The sequence below is a fragment of the Nocardia sp. NPDC020380 genome (assembly GCF_044386975.1).
GTDB lineage: Bacteria > Actinomycetota > Actinomycetes > Mycobacteriales > Mycobacteriaceae > Nocardia.
Map to the genome: position 1 here is coordinate 150,962 of NZ_JBIRVQ010000009.1, position 24,439 is coordinate 175,400.

The 24,439-nt window shown below is 66.7% G+C and carries 31 protein-coding genes, 1 tRNA gene and 1 pseudogene; 15 read left to right on the forward strand and 18 right to left on the reverse strand.

Going from position 1 to position 24,439, the window contains the following annotated elements; genetic code table 11:
* Positions 1-40: 40 nt before the first annotated feature.
* From ACH438_RS25605 to ACH438_RS25615, 3 genes are all read left to right on the forward strand, one after another.
* Entirely contained in the window at positions 41-163 is a 123-nt protein-coding gene (locus ACH438_RS25605; protein ID WP_397010004.1) for a hypothetical protein, read from the forward strand.
* A 13-nt stretch (positions 164-176) separates the two neighbouring features.
* Positions 177-413 (forward strand): hypothetical protein, encoded by a 237-nt coding sequence (locus ACH438_RS25610; RefSeq protein ID WP_397009985.1) that lies wholly within the window; start codon positions 177-179, stop codon positions 411-413.
* Between the two features lie 84 nt (positions 414-497).
* Positions 498-689 carry a DALR anticodon-binding domain-containing protein gene (locus ACH438_RS25615; RefSeq protein ID WP_397009440.1) on the forward strand — a complete coding sequence of 64 codons (192 nt, stop codon included), beginning with the start codon at positions 498-500 and terminating at the stop codon, positions 687-689.
* 46 nt (positions 690-735) lie between these two features.
* Here ACH438_RS25615 and ACH438_RS25620 read toward each other — a convergent pair whose 3' ends face one another.
* The 7 genes from ACH438_RS25620 to ACH438_RS25650 all read right to left on the reverse strand — a co-directional run bounded on the left by ACH438_RS25620 (position 736) and on the right by ACH438_RS25650 (position 6,583).
* Positions 736-1,362: an acetate uptake transporter gene (locus ACH438_RS25620; RefSeq protein ID WP_397009442.1), complete on the reverse strand. Its 627-nt coding sequence runs from the start codon at positions 1,360-1,362 to the stop codon at positions 736-738.
* Between the two features lie 107 nt (positions 1,363-1,469).
* Positions 1,470-1,718, reverse strand: a complete 249-nt coding sequence (locus ACH438_RS25625) for a hypothetical protein (RefSeq protein WP_397009444.1) — start codon at positions 1,716-1,718, stop codon at positions 1,470-1,472.
* A gap of 10 nt (positions 1,719-1,728) precedes the next feature.
* On the reverse strand, positions 1,729-3,018 hold the full coding sequence (locus ACH438_RS25630; RefSeq protein WP_397009446.1) for a S8 family peptidase: 1,290 nt from the start codon (positions 3,016-3,018) through the stop codon (positions 1,729-1,731).
* 368 nt (positions 3,019-3,386) lie between these two features.
* Entirely contained in the window at positions 3,387-4,700 is a 1,314-nt protein-coding gene (locus ACH438_RS25635) for a lysine N(6)-hydroxylase/L-ornithine N(5)-oxygenase family protein (protein ID WP_397009448.1), read from the reverse strand.
* 116 nt (positions 4,701-4,816) lie between these two features.
* The gene (locus ACH438_RS25640) at positions 4,817-5,437 is read right to left on the reverse strand and encodes a recombinase family protein (RefSeq protein ID WP_397009450.1); all 621 of its coding nucleotides are present in this window, start codon (positions 5,435-5,437) and stop codon (positions 4,817-4,819) included.
* Between the two features lie 536 nt (positions 5,438-5,973).
* Positions 5,974-6,357, reverse strand: coding sequence for a cold shock domain-containing protein (locus ACH438_RS25645; protein ID WP_397009452.1), 384 nt, complete (start codon positions 6,355-6,357; stop codon positions 5,974-5,976).
* Positions 6,347-6,583, reverse strand: coding sequence for a hypothetical protein (locus tag ACH438_RS25650; protein WP_397009455.1), 237 nt, complete (start codon positions 6,581-6,583; stop codon positions 6,347-6,349). Before ACH438_RS25650 ends, ACH438_RS25645 begins: the two co-directional genes overlap by 11 nt.
* A 405-nt stretch (positions 6,584-6,988) precedes the next feature.
* On the opposite strand from ACH438_RS25650, the gene ACH438_RS25655 reads away from it, so the two are divergent.
* A complete protein-coding gene (locus ACH438_RS25655) occupies positions 6,989-7,171 on the forward strand; it encodes a hypothetical protein (RefSeq protein WP_397009457.1) in 183 nt (60 codons plus the stop codon).
* 99 nt (positions 7,172-7,270) lie between these two features.
* Here ACH438_RS25655 and ACH438_RS25660 read toward each other — a convergent pair whose 3' ends face one another.
* Positions 7,271-7,693: an Hsp20/alpha crystallin family protein gene (locus tag ACH438_RS25660; protein ID WP_379261061.1), complete on the reverse strand. Its 423-nt coding sequence runs from the start codon at positions 7,691-7,693 to the stop codon at positions 7,271-7,273.
* 145 nt (positions 7,694-7,838) lie between these two features.
* Between ACH438_RS25660 and ACH438_RS25665 the strand changes: the two genes are divergently transcribed.
* On the forward strand, positions 7,839-8,189 hold the full coding sequence (locus ACH438_RS25665) for a MerR family transcriptional regulator (protein WP_397009460.1): 351 nt from the start codon (positions 7,839-7,841) through the stop codon (positions 8,187-8,189).
* Between the two features lie 315 nt (positions 8,190-8,504).
* On the opposite strand, the gene ACH438_RS25670 is transcribed toward ACH438_RS25665, so the two are convergent.
* On the reverse strand, positions 8,505-9,365 hold the full coding sequence (locus ACH438_RS25670; protein WP_397009462.1) for a helix-turn-helix domain-containing protein: 861 nt from the start codon (positions 9,363-9,365) through the stop codon (positions 8,505-8,507).
* A 153-nt stretch (positions 9,366-9,518) separates the two neighbouring features.
* On the opposite strand from ACH438_RS25670, the gene ACH438_RS25675 reads away from it, so the two are divergent.
* Positions 9,519-10,433 (forward strand): alpha/beta hydrolase family protein, encoded by a 915-nt coding sequence (locus tag ACH438_RS25675; protein ID WP_397009464.1) that lies wholly within the window; start codon positions 9,519-9,521, stop codon positions 10,431-10,433.
* Positions 10,434-10,556: 123 nt separating this feature from the next.
* Here ACH438_RS25675 and ACH438_RS25680 read toward each other — a convergent pair whose 3' ends face one another.
* Both ACH438_RS25680 and ACH438_RS25685 read right to left on the reverse strand, forming a co-directional pair.
* Entirely contained in the window at positions 10,557-10,724 is a 168-nt protein-coding gene (locus ACH438_RS25680; RefSeq protein WP_397010006.1) for a hypothetical protein, read from the reverse strand.
* 164 nt (positions 10,725-10,888) lie between these two features.
* Entirely contained in the window at positions 10,889-11,431 is a 543-nt protein-coding gene (locus ACH438_RS25685) for a TetR/AcrR family transcriptional regulator (protein ID WP_397009466.1), read from the reverse strand.
* A gap of 137 nt (positions 11,432-11,568) precedes the next feature.
* Here ACH438_RS25685 and ACH438_RS25690 point away from each other — a divergent pair, with 137 nt between their 5' ends.
* The 3 genes from ACH438_RS25690 to ACH438_RS25700 are packed head-to-tail and all read left to right on the forward strand — an operon-like array spanning position 11,569 to position 14,426.
* Complete coding sequence (locus ACH438_RS25690; protein ID WP_397009468.1) at positions 11,569-13,011, forward strand: aldehyde dehydrogenase; 1,443 nt, start codon at positions 11,569-11,571, stop codon at positions 13,009-13,011.
* Positions 13,012-13,022: 11 nt separating this feature from the next.
* Positions 13,023-13,346 carry an EthD domain-containing protein gene (locus ACH438_RS25695; protein ID WP_397009471.1) on the forward strand — a complete coding sequence of 108 codons (324 nt, stop codon included), beginning with the start codon at positions 13,023-13,025 and terminating at the stop codon, positions 13,344-13,346.
* 39 nt (positions 13,347-13,385) lie between these two features.
* The gene (locus ACH438_RS25700; protein ID WP_397009473.1) at positions 13,386-14,426 is read left to right on the forward strand and encodes an NAD-dependent epimerase/dehydratase family protein; all 1,041 of its coding nucleotides are present in this window, start codon (positions 13,386-13,388) and stop codon (positions 14,424-14,426) included.
* Here the strand turns inward: ACH438_RS25700 and ACH438_RS25705 are convergent.
* Positions 14,413-14,841: a DUF4189 domain-containing protein gene (locus ACH438_RS25705; RefSeq protein WP_397009475.1), complete on the reverse strand. Its 429-nt coding sequence runs from the start codon at positions 14,839-14,841 to the stop codon at positions 14,413-14,415. The two genes, ACH438_RS25700 and ACH438_RS25705, sit on opposite strands and share 14 nt — an antisense overlap.
* Before the next feature lie 156 nt (positions 14,842-14,997).
* Here ACH438_RS25705 and ACH438_RS25710 point away from each other — a divergent pair, with 156 nt between their 5' ends.
* Both ACH438_RS25710 and ACH438_RS25715 read left to right on the forward strand, forming a co-directional pair.
* Positions 14,998-15,762, forward strand: coding sequence for an ABC transporter ATP-binding protein (locus ACH438_RS25710; RefSeq protein WP_397009987.1), 765 nt, complete (start codon positions 14,998-15,000; stop codon positions 15,760-15,762).
* A complete protein-coding gene (locus ACH438_RS25715; RefSeq protein WP_397009477.1) occupies positions 15,759-16,520 on the forward strand; it encodes an ABC transporter permease in 762 nt (253 codons plus the stop codon). Before ACH438_RS25710 ends, ACH438_RS25715 begins: the two co-directional genes overlap by 4 nt.
* A 9-nt stretch (positions 16,521-16,529) precedes the next feature.
* Here ACH438_RS25715 and ACH438_RS25720 read toward each other — a convergent pair whose 3' ends face one another.
* Entirely contained in the window at positions 16,530-17,006 is a 477-nt protein-coding gene (locus ACH438_RS25720; protein WP_397009479.1) for a winged helix-turn-helix transcriptional regulator, read from the reverse strand.
* Positions 17,007-17,093: 87 nt separating this feature from the next.
* On the opposite strand from ACH438_RS25720, the gene ACH438_RS25725 reads away from it, so the two are divergent.
* Positions 17,094-17,582 (forward strand): 4-oxalocrotonate tautomerase family protein, encoded by a 489-nt coding sequence (locus ACH438_RS25725; protein ID WP_397009481.1) that lies wholly within the window; start codon positions 17,094-17,096, stop codon positions 17,580-17,582.
* A 32-nt stretch (positions 17,583-17,614) separates the two neighbouring features.
* Here the strand turns inward: ACH438_RS25725 and ACH438_RS25730 are convergent, their stop codons facing one another.
* Complete coding sequence (locus tag ACH438_RS25730; protein ID WP_397009483.1) at positions 17,615-18,886, reverse strand: cation:proton antiporter; 1,272 nt, start codon at positions 18,884-18,886, stop codon at positions 17,615-17,617.
* 164 nt (positions 18,887-19,050) lie between these two features.
* On the opposite strand from ACH438_RS25730, the gene ACH438_RS25735 reads away from it, so the two are divergent.
* Positions 19,051-20,379, forward strand: coding sequence for a cytochrome P450 (locus ACH438_RS25735; RefSeq protein WP_397009485.1), 1,329 nt, complete (start codon positions 19,051-19,053; stop codon positions 20,377-20,379).
* Between the two features lie 49 nt (positions 20,380-20,428).
* On the opposite strand, the gene ACH438_RS25740 is transcribed toward ACH438_RS25735, so the two are convergent.
* Complete coding sequence (locus ACH438_RS25740) at positions 20,429-20,629, reverse strand: hypothetical protein (RefSeq protein ID WP_397009487.1); 201 nt, start codon at positions 20,627-20,629, stop codon at positions 20,429-20,431.
* Positions 20,630-20,699: 70 nt separating this feature from the next.
* A pseudogene (locus tag ACH438_RS25745) lies at positions 20,700-21,410 on the reverse strand (ABC transporter ATP-binding protein); the annotation flags it as partial.
* 379 nt (positions 21,411-21,789) lie between these two features.
* Between ACH438_RS25745 and ACH438_RS25750 the strand changes: the two are divergent.
* Complete coding sequence (locus ACH438_RS25750) at positions 21,790-22,761, forward strand: hypothetical protein (RefSeq protein ID WP_397009489.1); 972 nt, start codon at positions 21,790-21,792, stop codon at positions 22,759-22,761.
* A gap of 56 nt (positions 22,762-22,817) precedes the next feature.
* On the opposite strand, the gene ACH438_RS25755 is transcribed toward ACH438_RS25750, so the two are convergent.
* Positions 22,818-22,902, reverse strand: a tRNA-Leu gene (locus ACH438_RS25755).
* Between the two features lie 137 nt (positions 22,903-23,039).
* On the reverse strand, positions 23,040-23,354 hold the full coding sequence (gene mihF, locus ACH438_RS25760) for an integration host factor, actinobacterial type (RefSeq protein ID WP_397009491.1): 315 nt from the start codon (positions 23,352-23,354) through the stop codon (positions 23,040-23,042).
* A 251-nt stretch (positions 23,355-23,605) separates the two neighbouring features.
* On the opposite strand from mihF, the gene ACH438_RS25765 reads away from it, so the two are divergent.
* Positions 23,606-24,433, forward strand: coding sequence for a tetratricopeptide repeat protein (locus ACH438_RS25765; RefSeq protein ID WP_397009493.1), 828 nt, complete (start codon positions 23,606-23,608; stop codon positions 24,431-24,433).
* Positions 24,434-24,439 lie beyond the last annotated feature (6 nt).

Genomic DNA, 24,439 nt, shown 5'->3' on the forward strand with positions numbered 1-24,439 from the left:
GAGGTGGTCGATCCTCGTATCTCGTCGAAAGGACCACCAGGTGAGTGCTGCCACCGTCGTTCCGCTGCTCGAGCAGGTCGCTACCGCGGTATCGGCGGCGATCGTGCGAGCCCGCCCGCAACTCGCGGGAGCGGACCCGGTGGTGCGCCGATCGAATCGGTGAGGTACCCGGACGGCTGGCCGCTGAACTCGCGGCCGAAGTCGGCGACGATGCGCTGATCGCGGAAGTGCAGGCGTCGGGTCCCGGTTTCCTCAATATCGCCGTCACCGACGCGTCCCTCTGGACGCAGCTCGCCGCGCGGGTGCGTGATCCGCGGCTCGGTGTGGGCGAATCCGCACACGGGCAGCGGATGTGGTGCGCGCCAACCACCTCGGCGACTGGGGCTGCTGTCTCCCGGCGACTATGCCGGTGAATCGTTCTACAACCCGATGCTGGCCGAGACGACCACAGAGCTTCTCGGAAAGCCGTGGCCGTGTAGAGCGCCGGCGAGGTGGTCGTGGAATCCGGGGAGGTGACCGGTCCGGACGGCACGCCGTTCAAAACCCGCACCGGCTTCTACGATGCCTGCCCGGTCCTCGCCGCTCCCGATGCCATCCGCGAGAACCGGATCGCATTGTGCAGCTTGGCCGTTCGCACTCTCGCGCACGGCCTGGGGCTGCTCGGGATTGCGGCACCGGAGCGACTGTGAGTCACCCGGCCCGACGACCGGGCAAGCGGCGCAGCATGTTCCGTCCCTACGCCAGTGCCCGCTGGAAGAACGGGGAACCGACGGGCAGGATCTGGCGGCCGTGCTGGCCGTTGATCACGCCAGCCGCGGAGGCGTAGAAGGCTGCGGCAGCGGTCACGACGCCGACGTAGCCGCCGATTTTGATGAGGGTGGTGGGGGTGGCGGCATTGCCGGCGGCGAAATTGCCTGCGAACAGGAGGATCTCGGTCGCTTCCAGGGTTAGGAACACTGCGAAGACCGCGGCATTGACCTGGGTGGCGAAGAACATCATGTAGGTGTTGAAGATGGCGAAGGCCAGCAGGATCCAGGCCAGGTCGTTGTGGGTCTGGGCGGCCGAGGTCGCGTGCGGGGCGGCGAGCTGGATGTAGAGGCCGAGGCCGATCCAGAAGCAGCCGTAGGTGGAGAAGGCGGTGGCGGCGAAAACATTGCGGTTGCGGAACTCCCACATGCCGGCCAGCAGCTGGCCCAGGCCACCGTAGGCATAGGCGTAACCGAGCCAGGCGTCGGTGCCCTGTGTCCAGTTGGCGTTCTTGGCGGAGAGCAGGAAGGTGGTGAGCCCGAAGGCGGCGAGGCCGAGCGGGGCGGCGTCGGCGGCCGGAGGGGCGATGATGGGTTTGTCTTCGGTGACAGTCATGAGCGGGTTCTCCCGACATCGAATGCGCAGCGGATCCGAAAGGTCCGTTTCGAGCGTAACGCGCCGGAAACATTCGCATGGCCCGATTCGGGCGGCGGATACCTCTGCTACGCAGGGCCGTTCGGGTTCTCGCTGGTTTCGATGCGGGGGTCGGCGAACAGGCCGACCCCCGCATCGTCCGCGACGGTCAGGCGCGCCGCGGCAGCATCGGTGACGCGTAATGCGTAGAGATGCTGCGCGGGATCGAGGGCGACCAGACCGAACGCGGTATCGACATCGCTCACGCTGAGACCCAGGACCTGCAATGCGGCATCGAGGGTCGCGTGCTGCGGAAGCCGAATCGTCAGCAGCGGCATACCTCCGACGCTACGCCCGAGTGGCCGTCTGCTGCAGGGCCGTGAGCAGTGCCGCGGTGTTCACCACCCCGTAGCCGTAATCATTGTCGAAGTCCGCGCTGCCGCGACGGGTTGCGGTGCTGCGCAGCAGGGCTCGCAGCTGTGCGGGCGGCAGCGCGGTGGCCGACCACTGGGTGCGGATGGCCGCGACCACGCCCGCCGCGACCGGGCAGGCCGCCGAGGTGCCGGTATCGGGTTCGTTCGCGCCGAAAGCCGTGGAGCCGAGAAAGTGCGTGTAGGAGCAGATATCGGGCTTGTTCGCGCTCAACCGGCCAGGGCCCTGCGAGGAGTATCCGACCCGGGTGCCGGTGTCGTCGACGCCGCCGATGCACAGCACGCTCGGCGACGAATTCGCGCCGCCGATGGGCTGACTCGTGTAAGCGCAGCGTTCGTCCGGGCAGTCCCGCCCGCAGTTGCCGGCCGCGAAGATGATGTCCGCCCCCGCGGCCTCGAGCGAACCGACGATGACATTGAACGGATGCGACGGATTATCGGAGTAGTTCCCGGGATTCCCCACCGGGAAATCCCACTGCGGCGAGAACGCCCCCCAGCTGTTGCTGATGACCAGCGCCCGTGAGGCTTCCGGCTGATCCGACAGCACGGTCCGCAACTGCGCATACGCGGCAACGGCATCCGACAGCAGCCCGTCCATCACCGTGCTCCCCTGCCGCGTGCTCTGCAGCACCGGAATATCGAGCAGCGAGGCCAGCGGTGCGGCGATCATGGTGTCGAACGCGCACATCGACCCGTGCGCCACCGGGAACTCCCCCGCCGTCCCGGTCACCCCGGCCGGATTCCAGCTGCGCTTGGCATCGATGATCGGCGCCGTCCCGCGCACCTTCCGGACGAACGCGGCATTGATCCCGGTATCGACAATGGCGAGCGCCACGCCCGTTCCGGTCAGCCCCGCCGCGGTGAGTTGATCGACATTCAGCCGTGATTCGATGTCCTGCCAGGTCCCCACCGCCGGATCCCCGCCGCAGGTCAAGTTGGTCTCGATGACCGGATCCGCGAAAACCCCGGTGACCGACCGGGACCGCTGCAACTCCCGGATCCCGGCCACGATGTCCTCGTCCGGAATCTCCCCGCGCACCAGCACCGACGCGTCCTCCGCCGCCGAGGAGTAGCTGGGCCGATCGTTCTCCGCGGCCAGAGGCCCGACCGCGGGCACCATGATCGGCGCATACGAGTCGTCGAGCACGAACCCGCCCGCCGGGTCGAGGATGTCGGAGGAGCGAACGGTGACCCCGGGATCTGCCACTGCCGCAACCACGTCGGCTGCCGGGCGAAGCTGAATCAGAAGGCGCATACCCGCCATCCTGCCGCGCATCGCGAACTTCCGCGTGCCGGTCGCCGAGATCAGGTAGAACGCGGGCGGTCGGAGGCGGCGGGAAACGCCCCGCGCAATGCCAGCGTGATCCCGGCAAACACGACCGCCAATGCGGCTGCGCCGAGCCAGAATTGATTGCCGTGACCGGCATCGGTCAACCACCGGTATACGGCGACGCCGGCGCCCCACCGATTCGCGGTCGATCACGGTGATGGTGAGATCTGCTGCACGGCACGCCAGTTCGCGCGCGATGAGGCAGCCGATGATGCCGCCGCCGAGCACCGCGATATCGACGCCGGTCATCCGAACACCACCTGCGCCGCGTCCTCGGGGCCGAGTTTGGTCGACCAGTCGATGAACGATTCGCGTTGCTCGTCGCTGCGCTCACCGCGTAGCTGATCCACCACCCGCTGACTGCGCCAGGCGATCAGGCTGAGGTTGCGGTCGGCCAGGCCACGCTGCCGCACGGCCGCGTTCTGCACGAAGATCCGCCGATCCGCGGGACCGTCCCACCGCACGGCGAAGTTCCGGTCGATCCGGAACTCCTCGCCCTCCCGCTCCAGCCGGTGCGCGATGGGATCGAGGAAATCCATGCGCGCCGGGCGGAATCCGGTCGCCCACACGATGACATCGGCATCGAGCCGGCGGACGACACCGGGGTGATTGTTGTTCGCCACCTCGATCTCCCATTCGCCGTCGCCGCCGGACCGGACCGTGCGCACCTCCCGGTTCGGGTAGAGCGCGACCAGGTCATGGGCGCCCTCGACGAACCGCAGCAGATACACGCGCTGGTAGATCTCACGCAGCGTGGACTCGGAGATGCCGTCGCTGGCGAGCAGCTGGCGGGCGTTGAACTCCTGGCGCACACCGCGATCGAGGGTGAAGAAGTACTCCGAATAGCTGGGCCCGAAGAAATCGTTGGTGAACGGTGAGTCGTCGATCGGAAAGTAGTTGGGCCGCCGGCTCACCCAGGAGACCCGGCGTGGACGGTCGCGCTCCGGCCGGTTGATCAGGTCCAGGAACACTTCCGCACCGGATTGCCCGCCGCCGATCACGCAGACCCGCCGGCCGCCGAGCCGCGTGCCCCTCGTCATGATGTCGCCGGCGTGGAACTGCCGCTCCCCGAGCCGCGCCATCTCGGGCACCCAGGCCCGGCTGCCGACGCCCACCGAGACGTTGTTCGCGGTCAGGGTCCGTTTGTCGGTGCGGACGGTGAAGGCCCGGTCGAAGTCGACGGACAGCACCTGTTCGCCGAACACGACATTGGCGTTGCGATCGGCGGCCCATTTCAGGTAGTTGCGGAACTCCTGCCGGGGCACGGCGTCGAATTGCGCATTGATGAAGTGATAGATCTTCCCCTGCGCGTGCAGGTAGGAGAGGAACGAGAAGCCGTTGGTCGGATCGGTCAGGCTGACCAGGTCCTTCAACATCGAAACCTGCAGTGTCGCACCGGGTACCAGTTGCCCGTCGTGCCAGTCGAAGCCGGTCTTCTGGTCCAGGAACAGGTTCGTGATGTCCCGATGATCGTGCAGCAATGACGCCAGGCTCAGGTTGGCCGGGCCTGCACCGATTCCGATGCAGTCGTAATGCGCGCACGGCGAATCGCCACTCATCAAACGGACCTCCATGGTCTTTCGGGGTTCCGGTAGTAATCGCGCGGAAAACAACACATATGGCTGGACCAGCGACGATGCGGTTGTGATCGGTTCGGGCCGTGCGCTGGTTTGCGTCAGATGCGGGGTGGGGCGGGGCTGCTGATGATGCGGTGGATGGTGGAGCGGCCGACGCTGTATTCCTCGGCGAGGTCGGCCAGGCTGGCGTCGTTGTCGGGGTCGTGGTAGCGGCGGTGGATCGTTTTGCGTGCTGCCAGAGGCAGTTTCGGCGCTTTGCCCTTGAGACGGCCCTTGGCGCGGGCCTTGGCCATGCCTTCGCGGGTGCGCAGGTGATTCAGGTTGGCCTCGAATTCGGCGACCATGGCCAGGGTTTGCAGGAAGAGTTTGCCGAACGGGTCGTTCCAGTCGTAGACGGAGCTGCCGAGCCCGAACAGGACATCGCGCTGGCGCAGGTCGGTCAGGATCTCTCCGGCTTCGGCCATATTGCGGGCGAATCGGTCGAACTTCGTCGTGGTCAGCACAACCTGCCGTCCGGTGACAGCCGCCGCAGCCGAGGTCACCGCGGCGAGCGCGTTGTCGAGGCCCGTGCGGTTTTTGCGGGTGGTGCCGGAGAACCCGGTGTCGATGAAGATCCGTTCATGTGGAACGCCGAGCGCGAGTAGTTGGTCGGTTTGGATCTCGACGTCTTGTTCATCGGTGGAGCAACGGCAGTATCCGACGCGGAACGGTTCACCCATACCCGGAATTGTTCCGGATAGCGGGGGTTGAGCGGGACAGTGCTCGGAACACCTCTACGGAACAGGTGTGAGCTGGGTCGGAAGCGGCGTGGTGGGGTGTTCCGTTGGTGGATCGGCTTACGGAACACCACGACTACAGTAAGCATTTCGGGCCGCCCGGTTGCGGGCGGCCCGAAAGTTGGGTCAGTGAGCGGTGATTGCGCTTGCGGCGGGTCGGGTGCGGCGTGGGTAGGGGTGGCGGGCGCGGGGGTGACGGGGGTCAGGAGATCGAGGTGCTGCCGGATCGGCGCGCATGGCGGGCGCCATGATCGTGTCCCACCACGGGCGCAGGGGGCTGGGCTCGGGCCAGTACACGACCGAGGAGTCGTCGGGATCGGTTGCGGCGGCGGGTATCCGGCGCCCAGCAGCGCGAGGGCGCGGGTGGCCGGTGGTCTGGGGCGGGTGTGTGGAAGTCATGGCGGTTACCGGATTCGGGCTGTGCTGGGGAACAGGTGTGATGCGGTCGCGTCTCGTTCGGTCAGGTGCTGGTGTCGGGCTCATGCGGCGCGCGCACGGCAGCGGGATCGATACGGCCGATCGGGTCGGGTTCGTGGGCGCGGCCGACCGGTGCCCGCTGCGGGTAGGGGCCCGACGCTGGTGGTGCGGATGTAGGGCACGACGCGGGTGGCCTCGGGCCCGCGGTCGGTGTCGGTGGCGGTGAACACCACCGGTTGTCCGGCGGTGAGGGTTTTGAAGCCGGGGACCTCGATCACCTGGTAGTCGACGAACACCGCGGGGCCGGTGTCGGGTGTCAGGAACCCGAAGCCCTTTTCGGTGTTGAACCAGGCGACGTGGCCGTGCTGCCAGCGCGGCAGCTGCTGCGCGTCGTGGGTGTGGGGTTCGCCCCGGGAGGTGGCGAGGTGTGGGCACTCAGTCGGCATTGTGGTGGTCGTAGTCGTCGTCATCGCAGTCCAGTGGGGTGATCCAGGCTTGGTCGATACGGTCGGTGATCGCGGCGTGCTCGAGCGCGGCGCGCACGGTTTCGGTCGGCGGTGTCAGTGTGGTCGGGTCCAGTCCGGCCTCGCGGTCACTGTCTCCGACGGGAAGGTTCTGTTCGGCGCGGTCGAAGTCGCTGCCCGCCGGGGCGAAGGTCGCGGTGCTGCTCATTGCTCTGCCCTCCTCGAGTCGATCGTGGTCGATGAAGCGAAAGGGGCCGGGTGAGCCCGGAAGTCACAGCTGACCGGGCTCACCCGTTGACGGAAGGAATCTGAACAGGACTTCCCTGTGAAGGTTCTCGCGTGGGCCGACGGCCCCGTGCCGTGGCTGCCGGGATGCCACTCGCGGTGGCTGTGCACGCGCCGGACCGAGGGGTGTCCGTGAGGCGCTGGTGCCGATGTGCAGGCCCGGCCACGGTCGTCGGCCTTTGGTCGCGAGAACAGTTGTGTAGGAGAACGTTTCGTGTGATCTGCGTTTTTGGTCGATGTCTGACAGGCATCACCTCGCTCTCACTGGTCGTCGAATACCGGGTCGAGCCGGGCTCGGGTGTGCCGTGGGTGGAGCGCGTTCCCGCCCATGCCCCGGGGCAGGCTGGTGACCGTGGTGCCGTGGGGCCGGCCACCGGCGGCCCGGTCGTGGCCGGGGTGTGCGGGGTTCGCGGCGCGGCGGGCGCTCCCAGCGGTCGCGGGCCCGGCACAGGATGTCGTCGATCTCGGCGAACAGTCCCTCGAGATCGGGATCCAAGCCCAGCAGCCGTGAATCCAGCCACGACAGCTCCTCGGCGGTCTCGCTCGGTGCGGGACCGGTCGAGCATCTCGTCACGAGGATCATCACAGGCTCCCGTGATGGCGTCGGCGCTCAGGCGTTGATGGCCTGATGTTCGCCGTTGTGGTGGGTGATCTCGATCTTGCGGGGTTTGGCCTTCTCCGCGACCGGGATCACCAGGCGCAACACCCCATCGCGGTAGTCGGCGCGGATGGCGTCGGTGTCGAGGTTCTCCCCGAGGAACAGCTGGCGGGAGAACACCCCGCGGGTGCGTTCGGCGGCGAGCATCGACCGGTCGGGGTCCAGTTGCGGGCGTGACGCTTTGACGGTCACCACGTTGCGTTCGATATCCAGATCCAGGGAGTCGGGGTCGATACCGGGCAGGTCGAGTTCGACGTAGAAGTCGTCGCCCTCGCGCCAGGCGTCCATCGGCATGACCGCCGGACGCGCCGACGTGCCGAACACCTGCTGGGTCAGGCGATCCAGATCCCGGAACGGATCGGTGCGCATCAACATGGTCGCCACCTCCACTCACTCCATTCTCACTCGGTGGGCTTCAGATAACCTCTGTCATCTGGCTGAGATTTGTTTTAGCACTCTAGCGAGAAGAGTGCAAGTATCGTGCTGAGGTAATCTGGTGGCATCGAGAAAGAGAGAGCAGATGCTGGATCGACACGACCCCCTGCCCGGCCCGGGTGGTGATCACCGGCCGGGCCCGAGGCAAGCGGTGTACGGGATCTCGGTGGCCGCCGAGCTGGCCGGGATGGGCGCGCATTCGCTGCGCCTGTACGAGCAGCACGGACTGCTCACCCCGGCCCGCAGCACCGGAGGTACCCGCCGCTACAGCGACGACGACCTCGCCCGGCTCGCGCGCATCGCCGCGCTGGCCGGCGAAGGGATCAACCTCGCCGCCATCGCGCGGATCCTCGACCTCGAGGACACCAACACCGCACTACGGCACTCCAACGCCGCGCTCACCGCCGAACGTGACCGGCTCGCCGACACACCATGACCGCCACACCCGCGCCGATCGGCCCGCCCGACACCGCGGTCCTCGAGCGGATCGACCCACTGCTGCACGACATCGCCCGCGACCTGGCCACCCTGCGCCAGCTCGAACACATCCAGCGCCAGCACCAGATCACACTCGCCTGCACCCAGGCCATCGCCACCGACCTGCACGCCGAGATCACCACGCTGGCACAGGATCTCGCTCATGCCCATGCACTCCCCGAACCCGCCCACCCGCACAGTTCCCCCGCCGCGCCTGGTTGGCCGGGATCGGGATCAGAACAGGTGTCGCGTATCCGTAGCGGTCCGCTAGCCTTCACGCACGGTGGTCGTGGGCCGGTCGGGGGTCGTGGTCGGTGGTCCAGCTGGCCAGGAGACGGAGGGCGTCTTCGGAGTCGCTGCCCGGCTGGGTGCCGTAGGCGATGAGGATGAGGTCGTCGGCGGGCAGGTCGAGGGATTCGTAGGTGAGGTGGAGGTCGCCGACGACGGGGTGGTGGATGAGTTTGGGGCCCTGGTGGTGTCGGAGGACGTCGTGACGGGCCCAGCGGGTGCGGAATTCGTCACTGCGGGTGGACAATTCACCAATGAGGTCGGTGAGGTCCTTGTTGTAGGGATCGCGGCCGGCTTGGGTGTGCAGCAGGGCGACGATGGCGTCGGCGGCGCGGTCCCAGTCGACCCAGAATTGGTGGGAGCGGGGGTCGAGGAATACGAATCGGCCGTGGTTGGGGACGGCACCACGGGCGGCTTCGATCATGGGGGCGTACAGGGCGCGGCCGAGGACATTGCTGGCCAGGACGTCACCGCAGCGGTTCACGACGAACGTGGGGCAGGCCATGGAGTCCAGGAGGCGCTGTACATTCGGCCGCACCGTGGCGGCCGCGTGTCGTCGGCGGCCCGGACCGGCGATGCGGGCGAGATCGTCGAGGTGGGCGCGGTCGTCCTCGCTCAGCCGCAACGCCCGGGCCAGGGCGTCGAGGACCTGACCTGATACTCCGGCCAGGTTGCCGCGTTCCAGTCGTGCGTAGTACTCGACGCTGATTCCGGCGAGTTGGGCGACCTCGGCGCGGCGCAGTCCCGGCACCCTGCGGTTGCCGAGTGCGGGCAGCCCGGCCTGCTGTGGGCTGATGTTGGCGCGGCGGGAGGTCAGGAACTCCCGGGTCTCGGCTGCGTGATCCACAGTGCCCAGGTTAAAGGCGTTCACTGTGCGGAAGGGTTCCCTACCAGTACACCTTTCATCAGTGGCTTCCTCTCCACCCGAAAGTTACTGTGAAATTGCTGCAGCAGGTACCGGACGATTTTCCATCAAACGGAAAGCGAAGGAGCTACTGCCATGGCGGACACTTCGGAGATGATCAAGGGCCTGGTCGGAGGCATGTTCACTCATCCGGTGCGGGGACCGATCCTGCGCAAGCCGGATGAGTACGGGATGGCATATCAGGAGATCTCGTTCCCGTCCCTGGACGGCACTCCGCTCGAGGCATGGTGGATCCCCGCGCCAGGTTCGGACAAGCTGATCGTGGCCAACCATCCACTGCCGATGAACCGCTACGGTTTCGCGTCGCATCTGGAGCCCTGGAAGAGCATGGTCCCCGGCGGCAACGACTTCGAGGTCAACTTCATGCCGGAGTACAAGAGCCTTCATGATGCCGGGTACAACATCCTGACCTACGACGCGCGCAACCACGGCCAGAGTGCCGAGGCCAATGGCGGCATTTTCACCTGGGGCCAGTTCGAGTCCCGTGACGTCGCCGGCTCCCTGGAGTACGTCAAGTCCCGGCCCGACCTGCGCGACATGACGCTTGGCCTGCTCAGTCGCTGTATGGGCGGCAACGCCACCTACGTCGCCATGGCCAGGTACCCCGAACTCTTCACCAACGTCCGCTGCATGGTCAACCCGCAACCGGTCTCGCTGCGCGTGATGGCCGAGCAAGCCCTCGCGGGCGTGGGGATCGCGGACCAGATCGGCGCCATGGACCGGGAGTTCCAGCTGATCACCAGCTTCACGATGGACCAGGTGTCGCCGATCGAGTACGCCAAGAATTGCCAGGTGCCCACCTTCATCATCCAGGTGCGCGACGACGTGCTGACCAGGCCCGAAGACGTGCAAGCGATCTTCGACGCCATCCCCGCCGGCGACAAGAAGCTGTTCTGGATCGAGGGCAGCACCGCCCGATGGGATGGCTACACCTATTTCCCCGAACATCCCGAGCAGCTGATCGAATGGTTCGACAAACACATGAACTGAACCCCGTTCACTCTCGGGTCGTGTGAGCGGCTCGAGGGCGGGGCACGGCGGCGATAGCTTCCACCGCGCGGGCCGCTTGCTCGCACCGAACCTCATGCGACGCACGGGCGTGGGGCTTGCCGGTCAGAACAGAGTGTCGCGCACGCGCAGCGGCCGGTACCCGGTCGGCCCGAGTGTGGCCAACTCGGCCTCGATGTCGACTTCGATCGCGCCGAAGAAGTTGATGTTCTCGCTGTGCGCCGGGCTGATGTGGTGTGCCAAAGACTCCCGCTCGTCAGGGCGAGCGGGCATCACCCCATTCGTGTGATTCGAATCTGTGCCGTGATATGGAACGATGTGCCTCGTCGCGGCTCAGCAAGATTAGGGAGGCGTGACGAAGGAGTCAATACCTCACTACGAGTAATGAATTCGGCCGCCGGATCAGCGCCGACCCGGCACCGCCGGTGCGCCTTCGGTCAGGGCGTGCCGATGCCGTGCAGGAGGGTGTCGACGACGAGATCGGCGCCGCGGGCGGCGTCCAGGTGTGGCATCTGCCGGACCACCACGTGTACGAGTTGCGGTAGCACCTTGGCTGCCCAGCCTTCGGGTAGGCCGGTGCGCAGGAAGCCTGCTTCGGTGGCGCGGGCCAGGAAGGCGTCGACCTCGCGGATCGATGCGTTGCGGCGGGTGTTCATTGCCGGGTCGGCGAGCATGCGGTCGAAGTCCACGGGCCATCGCTGATTGACCAGGATGACGTTCTCCACGTAGCGGTGCAGTGCGACGGGGATGGGCGCCTCGCGGAGGCGGGCGTCCGCGATGGCTGCTTCCACCGCGTCGAGGCGGGCGGTGTAGACGGCTTGTTCGAGGTCGTCGCGGGAGGCGAAGCGCCGGTAGACGGTTCGGCGATCGACACCGGCCGCGGCGGCGATGCTCGCGATGCTGACCGCAGGGTCGGCGGCGAGCATTCGGGCGGCGGTGGTGAGGAGTGCTTCCAGGTTGCGCTCCGCGTCTGCTCTCACCCCGCGAGCATAACCAGCGGTGTGGAGTATGGGCCATTTACTGACACGGGCTAGTGTCTTAACTCTACATAAGTGCTACATTCGAGTGGCAGATAGTGGCGTGACATTCTGACGCCAGGAGTTCGGAGGACCGACCGATGATCACCTTTGACCGGCTCTACCTCGGCGGTTCGTGGACCGCACCGAGTGATCCGCACCTGCTGGACATCCACTCCCCGCATGACCGGTCGGTGATCGGCCAGGCCGCGCAGGCGCTGCCCGCGGATGTGGACCGCGCACTTGCGGCGGCCCGGGCGGCCTTCGACAACCGTGAATGGCGTAACACTCCTCCCGCCGACCGCATCGCCGTTCTGCGGCATTTCAACAAGTTGCGCGAGGAGAATGCCGACCGTATCGCCGAGCTCATCACGCTGGAGAACGGTTCAGCGTCCTGGTTCACTCGTGCCGGTCAGCCCGGTCTGAGCCGGCAGGCCAATGCCTATCTGAAGGCCGCCGAGGAATTCGCGTGGGAGGAGACGCTCACCCCGTCCGATCCGGCCGCGACCCTCCGCAGCGTGGTGCGCCGCGAACCGGTCGGCGTGGTGGCGGCGGTGATCCCGTGGAATTCGCCCTTCTCCGCGGCCACCTCGAAGCTCATCCCCGCGCTGCTGGCCGGAAACTCGGTGGTGCTCAAGACTTCTCCGGAGAACTCGCTGAGCATGGGCCTGCTCGCGGAACTGCTCGACCGGATCGGGCTGCCCGAAGGCGTACTCAGTGTGCTGCCCGCGGACCGCGAAACCAGCGAATACCTCATCTCGCACCCGCAGGTGGACAAGATCGCCTTCACCGGGTCGACGCGCGCCGGGCGGCGCATCGCTGCCATTGCCGGAGAACAGCTCAAGCGGGTGAGCCTGGAACTGGGCGGCAAATCGGCCGCGGTCATCCTGCCGGACGCCGATCTCGACGCCGTCATCGCGGGGCTGAAATTCGGATCACTGCTCAACAATGGCGAAGCGTGCATCGCACAGACCCGGATCCTGGCTCCGCGCAGCCGATATGAGGAAGTCGTGACCGCACTGGCGGAGATGGTGCGCTCGCTGCAGGTCGGCGATCCCCGCAGCCCGGACACGTTCATCGGCCCGATGATCCGCCTCGATCAGCAACAGCGCGTCCGCGACTACATCGAGATCGGTATCCGCGAGGGCGCACGACTCGTGTGCGGCGGTCCCCAGATCCCGGCCGGACTGGAGGCCGGTTTCTATGTCACGCCAACGGTTTTCGCCGATGTCGATCCTTCCATGCGTATCGCGCAGGAGGAGATCTTCGGCCCTGTCCTGGTCGTGATCCCCTACGACGACGTCGAGGACGCGATCCGCATCGCCGACGACTCCGAATACGGCTTGTCCGGCGGCGTGTGGTCGGCGGATGTGGCTGCCGCACTGGCGGTAGCGCGCCGCATCCGCACCGGCACGGTCACGATCAACGGTGCCGCAATCGGATTCGACGGCCCCTTCGGCGGTTTCAAGGCCAGCGGTATCGGCCGCGAGTACGGCGCGGTCGGGCTGGGCCAATACACCGAATACCAGACCATCACCTACTGATCCGCGAGGAAATGATGCTGAAGGTCATCGCCCTGCTGGTGAAGAAGCCGAGCACCACGCGCAACCAATTGATCGACCACTACGAGCACCAGCACGTGCCCCTGATCACGAGCCTGGCGCCGGCCCCGGCAGGCTACCGTCGCAACTACGTGGTGCCCGGAGACGCGGGCAGCGACGTGGACGTCGTCACCGAGTTGAGTTTCGCCGACATCGAGTCCTACAAGGCGTGGCTGGCGGTCGTATACGCGCCGGGCTCGGGAGTCGCCGAGGACGAAGCCACCTTCCTCGACCGCTCTCGCACACGATCATTCATCGTCGAGGAACACGCGACGTAGCATGATCGCCGACATTTGCGACGGTCGTCAGGGGTGGAAATGGCTCGTGCACTCGTACTCGGCGGGACCGGCGCGATCGGCTCCGCGATAGCGCGGCGCCTGCTCACCGCCGGTTGGACAGTAGATCTCGTCGCCCGCGACCCGAAACGCCTCACGCCCGACCTCGCCGAGGCCGGTGCACGCTTCATAGCCGCCGACCGCCACGACGACGCCGCCTTGGCCGCCGCCTACGGCGCAGGCGCGGACCTGCTCGTCGACTGCCTCTGCTTCACCGCCGACCACGCCCGCCAAGTGCTGCCCTTCGCTGAGGACGCAACCTCGACAGTGGTCATCTCCAGCAAAGCCGTCTACGTCGACGATGCGGGCCGCCACGTCAATTCACCTGCCGCACCACGATTTCCGGGCCCGATCCACGAAACGAACCCGACCCTCGCGCCCGGCAGCGGTGACTACAACACCCGAGAGGGCTACGGCGCCAACAAGGTAGCCGCCGAACGCGTGCTCCTCGACAGTAGCGCCCCGGTCACCATCCTCCGCGCCTCGAAGGTGCACGGCCGCGGCGCGCGTCCTCCCCGCGAGTGGTACTTCGTCAAACGCGTGCTCGACCGCCGCCCTCACATCCTGCTGGCCGCGCGAGGTATCGGCGCCGACCATCCGACCGCCGCCGCGAACCTCGCCGCCTTGGTGGAAACCGTTGCAGCCCAGCCCGGTTCCCGAATCCTCAACAGCGCCGACCCGGACGCCCCCACCGGTCGCCGGATCGCCGCGATAATCGCGGATCACCTGAACCACTCCTGGACAGAGATCCTCCTCGACGAGACCGCCGACCCCACCCTCGGCAACCATCCCTGGAACGCCGGCCCGCCGATCGTCCTCGACACCACCGCCGGCCTGAACCTGGGTTATCGCCCGGTCGGCGACTACGCCGCCACCGTCGTAGACGAAATCGATCGGCTCGTCGAATCGGCTGCGACCTCCCCCGACGGCACATGGCAACTGCCAGGCATCGACGAGGACTTCTTCGCCGATGCCTTCGACTACACAGCCGAAGACGCTTCCCCCTACGTCAGCCCGCGTTAGCGGTGCACTCGGTGTGCACTATCAGCACGTTCTGACTCCCCGCGCTGATCGACCCCACATCCGGCGCCGCGAAGGCGTTCATCGCGGCGCTCTCGGCCTCCTCGCGTGTACCGCCGACCCCGCCGAGCAACTGACTGCCGCGGCGAGCAACCGACCCGCATCCATCGACGAACCGGGCCACCACGACACACCTGCCGAACCGGCAATGCTGCAATGCGGCATCATCGGACTCGCCCCACCCGGCGCGATCCACCGCCCACATGACCCGCCAGACACCGCCGATGCTCTCGGTCGCCAGCGATCCGTACAGCCGTCCATCCGCCCCCGGCTCGGCGTCGGCCACACCGGCCACGGACCCGCCGGCCGCGGCGGCGAGGATCGCGACGACACCGAAAGCCTTGTGCGCCAAAACCATTACCGTCGCTCCTCGCTCGGGGCCGGATCTCTGCGGATGTCGCAGACCCAGAGTAGCTAACAGTCAGCTAAGCCTGTGCGCCGCCACTACTCAGTGCTACTATCTAGCAGTAGTCAGTAACACTGAGTAGCGTTAGGCGGGCGGGTTATGACGACAATGCAAGCTCCGGCGATCCAGGTGCAGGGCCTGGAGAAGTCGTACAAGGATTTGAACGTACTGCGCGGCGTGGACTTCGAGGTGGCACGTGGCAGTATCTTCGCCCTGCTCGGATCGAACGGGGCGGGTAAGACCACCATCGTGCGCATCCTGTCCACGCTGCTCCGCGCGGACGCGGGGACGGCCACCGTCAACGGCTTCGACACCGCCGCCGACGCGGCGCAGGTGCGCGAATCCATCAGTCTCACCGGGCAATTCGCGGCCGTCGACGAAATCCTCAGCGGGCGTGAGAATCTGATACTGGTCGCCCGGCTGCGGCGCGTCCCGAACCCGGGCGTCGTGGCGGATGACCTGCTGGAACGCTTCTCGCTGACCGATGCGGCCACCCGCAAGGTGTCGACCTACTCCGGCGGTATGCGCCGGCGCCTCGATATCGCCATGAGCCTCATCGGGGATCCGCCGGTCATCTTCCTGGACGAGCCGACCACCGGCCTGGACCCGCAGGCCCGCATCGAGGTGTGGCAGACCATCGAGCAGCTCGCCGCCCGCGGCACGACGGTGCTGCTCACTACCCAATACCTGGACGAGGCAGAACAACTCGCCGACCGGATCGCGATCCTGCACGAGGGCCGCATCATCGTGAACGGCACCCTCGACGAGCTCAAACAACTGCTGCCGCCCGCCAAGGTTGAATACGTCGAGAAACAGCCGACCCTCGAAGACGTCTTCTTCGCCATCGTCGGCGAGGCAAAGGAACTCCGATGAACACTCACTTCTTCGGCGATACCGCCATCCTGCTGGGCCGCTCGCTGCGCCACATCACCCGCAGCGTCGACACCATCGTCACCACCGCGGTCACCCCGATCGCCATGATGCTGATGTTCGTCTACGTGTTCGGCGGCGCGATCGACACCGGAACGCATTCGTACGTGAAGTACCTGCTGCCCGGCATCCTGCTCATCACGGTCGCCTCGGGCATCGCCTACACCGCGTACCGGCTGTTCCAGGACATGCGCAACGGCATCTTCGAGCGCTTCCAGTCCATGCCGATCGCCCGGTCATCGGTGTTGTGGGCGCACGTGCTGACTTCGATGGTGGCCAATGTGGTCTCGCTGGTACTCGTGGTGGGCGTCGCGTTGCTCATGGGCTTCCGCACCGGCGCGAGCGTGCCGGCCTGGCTCGGGGTGGCCGGCATTCTGCTGCTGTTCACGCTGGCCTTGACGTGGCTGGCCGTCATCCCCGGTCTCACCGCGACGACCCCGGACGGCGCGAGCGCGTTCTCCTACCCGCTGATCTTCCTGCCCTTCGTCAGTTCGGCCTTCGTGCCCACGGGTTCGATGCCCGGCCCGGTGCGCGCCTTCGCCGAACATCAGCCGGTGACCTCCATCGTCAACGCCATCCGGCACCTGTTCGCGCAGCAGCCGGTCGGCTCCGATCTGTGGATCGCCCTCGCCTGGTGTGTCGGCATTCTCGTTGTGGCGTACTACTTCTCGATGGCCATCTACCGCCGCAAGATCTCCTGACGCGGCGTCCTAAGCGCTGACGGCCCGGGCTCCCGGGCCGGGGCGGCCCTGCACATCGCGTGCGGTGAGCGGGCCGTGCCCTGCGGCGCAATGGATTTCGGCCTTGATCGGCTCCCCGCAGTCACGGTGGAAGAGCTCGACGGGCGGCCCGGCGGGATCGGCGGTCCAATGATCACCCCATTGCATGAGGGCGACCAGAGCGGGAAACAGCTCGATACCTTTGGCGGTGAGGCGGTATTCGTCGCGCGGCCGAGATCCCGCTTCCTGGTAGGTCTCCCGCCGCAGCAGGCCCTCGTCGGTGAGGGTCTTGAGGCGGGCCGAGAGGATATTGCGCGCGCAGCCGATCGCGCGGTGGAAGTCGGCGAACCGCCGCACCCCGTAGAAGGCTTCGCGCAGCACCAGGAACGTCCACTTCTCCCCCACGATGTCGAGGGTGCGCCGGATGGAGCAGTTGTCGGCGTCGAACAGGAACCGATCGGGATGCATACGACCAATCTACCGGACTGGGTTGACTTTCGAAACTCAGGGTGCGATGGTTGAGTTTCCATTCGAAACCCAGCCTCGGAGGTAGTCATGCCCCAACTCGATGTATTCATTCCGGAAGGCGCACTCGGCGCACAGGCCGAACAGGACCTGATCGCAAAACTGACCGACATCCTGCTGCGCAACGAGGGCGCGGATCCCGCCGATCCCAATGCCCGTTCCATCGCCTGGGTCTGGCTGCACCGGCCCGCCGCGGTCTATGTCGCCGGAACACCGGCAGCCCTGCCCCGGTACCGGGTCATCGCGTCCGTCCCGGAAGGCCAGTTCGACGACGAGCGCCGCGAGGCAATGGTCGCCGAAGTCACCGAGGCGGTCCTCGACGCCGAGGCCGACGTCTACCCGCGAGACCCGTTCCGGGTCTGGGTCTTCGCCAATGAGATCCCCGACGGCACCTGGGGCGGTGGCGGCCGCATCGCCCGGCTGGCCGATATCGCGGGCTTCATCTTCGGCAACGCCCAACGCGGCCGCGAGTACGCGGAATCACGCCTCGCGGGCCGCCGCGTTCCGGTCGCCGGGTGAAAGGTTTTGCGTAGCACCACTGCTCGATGCGGTCAGGCCGCCGTGGTTGCGGGGACGAGGTCCACCGCGGCGGTACTGCCGCGCAATATCCAGCGCAGGAGCGGGCCCGTGGCAAGTGTCGTGATGAGGGCCATGCAGACCAGGAGTGAGTAGAGGCGCTGGTTGATGATGCCCAATTGGAGACCGGCGGTGAGGGCGATCAGTTCGGTCAGGCCGCGGGTGTTCAGGAGGATCGCGAGTGCCATGGCCGAGCGGGCGGGGATTCGCGTCAGGCGGGCGGCGAGGTAGCCGCCGATCAGTTTGCCCGCGCAGGCGGTGGCGACGATGAGCAAGAGTTCGGCGATGTCGGCGGCGTGCAGGCGCAGGTTCACGTTGAGGCCGGCGGCAACGAAGAACAGCGGCAGCAGCAGGCCGCCGACTCGGTGGGCGTGTTCGTGGACCACCGCGGCGATCGATGCGGAATCGGCTGCGGTGGTCTGTGATTCGTCGACCGGATCCGGGGACGGGGAGAGCAGGCCCAGCAGGAATGCGCCGAAGATCAGGTTGAGGCCGGCGGCCTCGGTGACCGCTCCGGATGCCAGGACGCCGCTGAGCATCAGACTCGTCGCCAGGATCCGGCGCCGCGGATAGGCGGCAGCCCATGCGTACATGCGCGGAACGCCGACCCGCGTGATGACCATGAGGACGACCAGATACGGTGCCAGCCAGAGCAATTGCCAAGGCCCGTGGCCGTCACCGGCCAGCGCGATCGCCACCGCGAGCAGCAGCCAGCCGATCACGTCACTGGCCGCGGCCGAGGCGAGTGCCATCCGGCCGAGCGGGACGCGATAGAGCCCGGCGTCGATCAGGATGCGGGCCAGTACCGGGAAGGCCGTGATGGCCAGCGCAACTCCGACGAACACCGTGAAACCCGCGGGCAGGCCGTGATATCCCGGCGCGGCCCGGACCGGGCCGAGGGTCAGCAACATACCCACCGCCAGCGGAAGCACCGTGGCGCCGGCCGCGATTGCCAGCGACTGCGGCGGAATGGCATTGCGCCGCCCGCGCCCGGACTCCAGGCCGAGACCGAACATGAACAGGACCACGGCGATCTGCGCCAGACCCTGCACGGCGAAGCGGACCGGACCGGGAAACAGTGTCGCCGACCACGAGCCGAGCACGGTGGGCCCGAGCAGCAGCCCGGCGGCGACCTCGCCGATCACCGCGGGTTGGCCGAGACGTCGTGCGAGAGCGCCGAATCCGGCGGCGAGCACGATGATCGCCGCGATATCGGCCAGCAGGAGCGCGATCTGGGGGCTTGTCACCGTGCGGATAATGCTCGCCCGCCATTCATTCGGACAACCTGTGCACCGTACACGGCAGCGCCCGAACACAATTGACTATTTCCGGCGATCGGGCTGTCCTTGCAACCAATAAGCCGTTCGCGAGTTGTGTGAAGGCTTTTCGCAGATCGCAAAAGGATATTGGTATGCAATTCAGTCTGTGGGTTCGATGGCTGGCAATGCGTGGCGCGCTCCGCGCCGGTTTCGCGGTGCAGGCGCGACTGGGTGACCCGTTGGCCCGATTACTGGTGACCCCCGAACTCAGCGATGATCCGCATCCCGTGCTCGAACAGATCAGGACCCGGGGACCGCTGGTGCACACGCCGGTCGCATGGGTCACCACCGATCACGCCGTCTGCCGGAACATTCTGCGGGACAAGCGATTCGGTGTCATGCCGATGGACATGGGATTGCCGCAGCCGGTGGGCGCGCTGATCAAGCGCACCGACCCGGGCGTGGCCAACCCGGTGGAGCCGCCCGCCATGCTCATGGTCGACCCGCCCGATCACACCCGCTACCGGCAGCTGGTGGCACAGAGTTTCACACCCCGCGCAATCGGCTCGCTGAACACCCGCGTCGCCGAGATCACCGCCGAACTCGTCGACCGCCTCGCCGTCAATCCGAACCCCGACCTGATCACCGATTTCGCGGCGCCACTGGCGACCGAGGTCATCTCCGACATGCTCGGCTTCCCGCCCGGCAGCACCTCGAAACTGGCCAACTTCGGCCGCAGCGGCTCCACCCTGCTCGATGTCGGCATCAAATGGAAGACCTACCAGCGGGCCATCGACGACCTGCGCATCGTCAGCAGCTTCCTCGACGAGCACCTCGGCAATGTGCGCGCCCACGGTTCGGGCGACAACCCGTTCAGCCGGCTCGCCGCCGACGGCGCCCTCACCGATCACGAATACACCGCCAACGCGGCCATGCTGATCGGCGCGGGCGTCGACACCACCGTCAACCTCATCGGCAACGGCATCGTCCTGCTGCTGCAGCATCGCGACCAATTGGATCGCCTGCGCGAGGACCCCACGCTGTGGGACGACGCGATCGAGGAGATCCTGCGCTTCGACAGTCCGGTGCAAATGCTTGCGCGCGTGACGAATTGCGAGCTCGAACTCGCCGGGCACCACGTCCCGTCCGGTGAATTCATCGCGCTCATGATCGGCGGCGCCAACCGCGACCCCGTCGTCTTCACCGAGCCGAGCCGCTTCGACATCACCCGCTCGAACGCCCGCGACCATCTCGCCTTCAGCTCCGGCGTGCATTCCTGCCTCGGTGCTCCGCTGGCTCGCGCGGAGGGCGTCATCGCGCTGCGCGCGTTGTTCGAGACGTTCCCGGATATCTGCCTCGCCGGACCACCGAAGCGACGGGGGCTCGTCACCGTGCACGGATTCAAAGAACTCCCCGTCCGGCTGGGACGACGCCGGCCGGTCGCCGCCACCCGCAACGACGGCGTGCCGGCCGCCGAGTAAGTGCAGAGAATCCGCAGTTGCACAACGAGATCCGGGACGGGGACGGTCGTCAGAGCGGTTGCCGCAGCACCGACGCCACGGCGTCGGCGGACGTCCGCAGCATCTCCGGGGTGTGCCCCGACATCACGCACATGCGCAGGATGGCCTCCCCCGCGGCCACGGCGGGAAAGATCGACAACCCGGTGAAGACGCCCTTTTCGACCAGCCGATGCCACCGGATCGAGGCGCCCAAGGGTGTCTCGAGCGGCACGGTGACGATCGGGCTGCCGGTGATCTCCCGCGTGGCCGAGGCGCCGCTGGCGGCGAAGTCCCGCTTCTTCTTCGATCAGTTTCAGGAAGGCGTCCTCGAGATCGTCGACTCCGGTCCGCTTGCGCAGTTCGGCGGGTGTGGCGTCCGCGATGACTTTTCCATTGCGCAGCAACAGGAGTTTCTCGCAGCGGTCGGCCTCGTCCATGACGTGGCTGGAAATCAGTACCGTTGTTCCGGCGTGGGCGAGGTCGTAGAACTGACGCCAGAGATCGCGCCGGAGTACGGGATCCAGCCCCACTGTGGGTTCGTCGAGTACCAGCACCGGCGGATTCGCCACCAGCGCGCAGGCCAGCGAGACGCGGGCGTTCTGGCCGCCGGACAGGGTATTGGCGAGTTGATCGGCGATATCGCCCAGGCCGACATTCTCGACTGCGCGATCCGCGGCTTGCCGGCTCGCTCCGCACAGCACCGCGAAGTATCGGGCATTCTGCCGAATGGTCAGATCGCCGTAGATGGACGGACTTTGCGTGACATAACCGATGCGGTGTCTCAACGGCGCCGAACCGGCCGGTTGATTCAGCACCGTAATCGAGCCCGAATGGATCTTCTGAAGTCCGATGATCGACCGCATCAACGTTGTCTTCCCCGAGCCGCTGGGGCCCAGCAATCCCATGACGGATCCCACCGCGGTTGTGAAACTGATGTTCTCTAGAACGGGTTTTCGGGAACGATGGACAGTAAGGTGATCCACCGCTATTGCGGCATCGGGCGTCGCGGTCATCGAGTCTCCTTTTGCAGCGGTAGAAAAAGCACGCTACGTCCCTCCATTTCCGTGAGTGTATCGCGGGCGGTGGGGATTTGGGCTTCCTTCATCTCGTACTCGCCAAGAGTTCAACATGTCGCTATGTCCGGCGACCGCGCTGGACTTCGGTCCGGGTTCGTTTTGGTGAAACACCTTGAAACACAATGATTTTGAGAGTACACACGCGGGCTGCGTTCGAATTGCTTGCTCGGAATTTCCTGACCTTACCTACCATGCTCGCTTAAACAAACTGTACGTCCGCTTCCGCCCGATTCCGGCAGGTAGAAGTTGTGACCTCCCATTCGGCGAAGTACCGTCCAGTCGGGGTGAGGCAAATGCGGTAAGAGGGAGGGATGCAATGCATTTCGTCAGCGGGGGCGACCCATCGCTGGTTCCGGAAACCGAGATCAATGGCGTCGAGCGCTTACGCGACATCATCGGCGAGCTCACGCCGAAATCCACGACAATCGAAGGAGCCGAGTCCACACCCGGACCGGATTTCGGGTTCATTCCGGCCGTGGTCCACATCAGCGAACTCCAGTGCACCGGTTCCCTCAGATCCACCGGCGTCGACCCGGCCCACGTCCGCCGCCTGGCCGAAGTGGCCGGCCAGGTCCGCCCCATTGTGGTGGACCGCGCCACCCCCTGGCTCTCCGACCGCGCCGTGGCCTCGGTAGCCGGACTCTCCAGCAAAACGGTCGCCTCCATCCGCTGTGCAATCGGTGAGGATGCGCAGTTGCACGAACGAATGGGAGTCGACGGCCGCGTCCGCCCACTCAACGCCGCAGTAGGCCGCCGCCTCGCCGCCCAACTGATCGAGGCCGACCCGACCGCCTCATTACGCCAGGTCGCAGCCCAAGCCGGCGTCTCCCCGGGCACGGTACGTGACGTAAGAGCCCGCCTGGCCCGCGGCGAAGGACCCCTGCCCCCACGCGCCGACCAGCGCCGTCCCCCAGGTGCACCCACCGCCAAACCCTGCGCACCGGTCGAAGCGGTCGAGGTCATGTCGGTACTGAAGCTCCTCTCGGAAGACCCCCAACTCCAAACCGACCTCCTGGGCCGCCAGCTACTGGGCTGGCTACACCAGCACGTAGTGAACGGCGTGGACAGCACCAAGGTCGCCGAGGTCGTCCCCGACCACTGCATGGACCATTTAGTCGAATTCGCCGTCCGCTGCTCGACCAACTGGGCCAGACTGGCCCAGGCCCTCGAGGACCGCCGCACCTCGTCCTGTGGCGATATCCGCAATCCCCCGGACCGTGTAGTCCGCCGCTATCGCTCCCGCCTCGATGCCATCGAAGCGAAATCCATTGCGGATCACGGGATATGAAAAACGGGCGGTTCCGGCTGCTGTTGCGCCGGAACCGCCCGCGGTTCTCTTTCTTGTGTCCGGAGGGGGACTTGAACCCCCACGCCCTAATACGGGCACTAGCACCTCAAGCTAGCGCGTCTGCCATTCCGCCACCCGGACCGGTGGTGCTCAGCAAGGTTATCGGATGCGGCCGTCTGGACCAAATCCGCTGTTTTCGGGCGGTTTCACTCTCGATGGGGTGTGGCGAGAGTGGTTGCCGCCGGGCCGAATTCCGACCCGGCCGGCGGCACCCGAACTCAGTGGGTCAACGCGTCCAGCAGCGCCGCGCGCTGTCGGGAACCCAGACCGCCGATGCGACGGTCGGCGGGGATTTCGGCCTCGTCCATCAGCTTGGCCGCCTTGACGGGACCGATGCCCGGCAGTGCCTTGATGACCGCGGCGACCTTGGTCTTCTTCACCAGGTCTTCCTTGTCGGCGCGCTTGAGCACCTCCGCCAGGCTGACCTTCCCGCCCTTCACCTGCTGGATCAGCTCCGAGCGAGCCTTGCGAACCGCGGCCGCTTTGGCCAGCGCCTCGGAGCGTTGTTCGGGGGTCATCGTGGGCAGAGCCATATGTCCTTACCTTTCACTCGTTCGCTGGTACGTCGGCCACGAGTAAACATGACACCGGGCCTGGTACTGCAACGACACACCGCGCGGACCAGGGGAAGCGGTCCAGCGACCGGCGAAAAGAGGCCATTCGATACAGGTCAGTCGACCAAAAGTTTGCTGGGGTGGACACCTGGCAAATCGGGGGTTCACCGGGGGCTTCTGGTACTACGGTGGGCCGCGACACACGCGCGCACCGGTGAAAGGCGGGGCAGATGACGGGGTCGTATTCGTACGCCGAGCCGGTCACTACCGAACTACCCCTGGCAGAGCGATACGACAGCGCCGAACCCGTGACCTGGCACGGCGCCGACGTCTATCCGCTCTACTCCGAAGCGGTGGGCATCTCCCCCACCACCGTCACGCTGACATTGCGCTCCGCGGCGCTGCGGTTCGGGGTCCGGAGTCTCGGCATCGGCCTGGCCGTGGACCACGGGCACGTCCTGCTCGACGGCCGTCAGCTACGCGGCGTCGACGTCTGGAGCGATGCCATGGACGGCGGCATCGACCTGCAGGTCTGCCCGACCGGACCCGAAGCGGGCATCACCCTCACCCCGGTCTGGGTCGACGCCACCGACGCGACCGTCTCCTGGTCCGGCAACTACGGCATGGTCATCACCCGCGAACGCGCCGGCACGATCCTGCACTGCAGCACCGGCGTCGGCCCGCCCGATTTCGGGGAACTCGTCGTCGAACTCGTCCTCACCGACACTCCGCCGCCACCCGAACCACCTACCGAAGCCAGCCGCTATCGCGACGCCCTCTACGAGCTGGCCGTCGCCATGCACGGGCGCGGCGAGGAGGACCAGGCCCGCCAGCTCTGGGCGCAGGCGGCCGGTTTCGGTCACCTCGGCGCGGCCTACGACCTCGGCGTGATCCGCTATCGCGGCGGCGACTACGCCGAGGCCGAACAGTGGTGGCGCACCGCCGCCGAACACGGCGACCTACGCGCGATGGCAGGCCTCGCCGAAGTCCTCGACCGCCGCGGCAATGTCAGCGAAGCGCGGGTGTGGCGCGCCGCCTGCGCCGCCGAATCGCAGTAGCTCTCC

Coding starts and splice junctions, on each gene's coding strand:
- ACH438_RS25635 (WP_397009448.1), bottom strand. CDS start 4,700: ATGAGTGGCGATTCGCCGTGCGCGCATTACGACTGCATCGGAATCGGT.
- ACH438_RS25660 (WP_379261061.1), bottom strand. CDS start 7,693: ATGTTGATGCGCACCGATCCGTTCCGGGATCTGGATCGCCTGACCCAG.
- ACH438_RS25695 (WP_397009471.1), top strand. CDS start 13,023: ATGATGCTGAAGGTCATCGCCCTGCTGGTGAAGAAGCCGAGCACCACG.
- ACH438_RS25640 (WP_397009450.1), bottom strand. CDS start 5,437: ATGGGTGAACCGTTCCGCGTCGGATACTGCCGTTGCTCCACCGATGAA.
- ACH438_RS25690 (WP_397009468.1), top strand. CDS start 11,569: ATGATCACCTTTGACCGGCTCTACCTCGGCGGTTCGTGGACCGCACCG.
- ACH438_RS25700 (WP_397009473.1), top strand. CDS start 13,386: ATGGCTCGTGCACTCGTACTCGGCGGGACCGGCGCGATCGGCTCCGCG.
- ACH438_RS25675 (WP_397009464.1), top strand. CDS start 9,519: ATGGCGGACACTTCGGAGATGATCAAGGGCCTGGTCGGAGGCATGTTC.
- ACH438_RS25725 (WP_397009481.1), top strand. CDS start 17,094: ATGCCCCAACTCGATGTATTCATTCCGGAAGGCGCACTCGGCGCACAG.
- mihF (WP_397009491.1), bottom strand. CDS start 23,354: ATGGCTCTGCCCACGATGACCCCCGAACAACGCTCCGAGGCGCTGGCC.
- ACH438_RS25645 (WP_397009452.1), bottom strand. CDS start 6,357: ATGCCGACTGAGTGCCCACACCTCGCCACCTCCCGGGGCGAACCCCAC.
- ACH438_RS25765 (WP_397009493.1), top strand. CDS start 23,606: ATGACGGGGTCGTATTCGTACGCCGAGCCGGTCACTACCGAACTACCC.
- ACH438_RS25650 (WP_397009455.1), bottom strand. CDS start 6,583: ATGAGCAGCACCGCGACCTTCGCCCCGGCGGGCAGCGACTTCGACCGC.
- ACH438_RS25625 (WP_397009444.1), bottom strand. CDS start 1,718: ATGCCGCTGCTGACGATTCGGCTTCCGCAGCACGCGACCCTCGATGCC.
- ACH438_RS25715 (WP_397009477.1), top strand. CDS start 15,759: ATGAACACTCACTTCTTCGGCGATACCGCCATCCTGCTGGGCCGCTCG.
- ACH438_RS25720 (WP_397009479.1), bottom strand. CDS start 17,006: ATGCATCCCGATCGGTTCCTGTTCGACGCCGACAACTGCTCCATCCGG.
- ACH438_RS25705 (WP_397009475.1), bottom strand. CDS start 14,841: ATGGTTTTGGCGCACAAGGCTTTCGGTGTCGTCGCGATCCTCGCCGCC.
- ACH438_RS25735 (WP_397009485.1), top strand. CDS start 19,051: ATGCAATTCAGTCTGTGGGTTCGATGGCTGGCAATGCGTGGCGCGCTC.
- ACH438_RS25655 (WP_397009457.1), top strand. CDS start 6,989: ATGCCCCGGGGCAGGCTGGTGACCGTGGTGCCGTGGGGCCGGCCACCG.
- ACH438_RS25710 (WP_397009987.1), top strand. CDS start 14,998: ATGCAAGCTCCGGCGATCCAGGTGCAGGGCCTGGAGAAGTCGTACAAG.
- ACH438_RS25620 (WP_397009442.1), bottom strand. CDS start 1,362: ATGACTGTCACCGAAGACAAACCCATCATCGCCCCTCCGGCCGCCGAC.
- ACH438_RS25750 (WP_397009489.1), top strand. CDS start 21,790: ATGCATTTCGTCAGCGGGGGCGACCCATCGCTGGTTCCGGAAACCGAG.
- ACH438_RS25680 (WP_397010006.1), bottom strand. CDS start 10,724: ATGCCCGCTCGCCCTGACGAGCGGGAGTCTTTGGCACACCACATCAGC.
- ACH438_RS25665 (WP_397009460.1), top strand. CDS start 7,839: ATGCTGGATCGACACGACCCCCTGCCCGGCCCGGGTGGTGATCACCGG.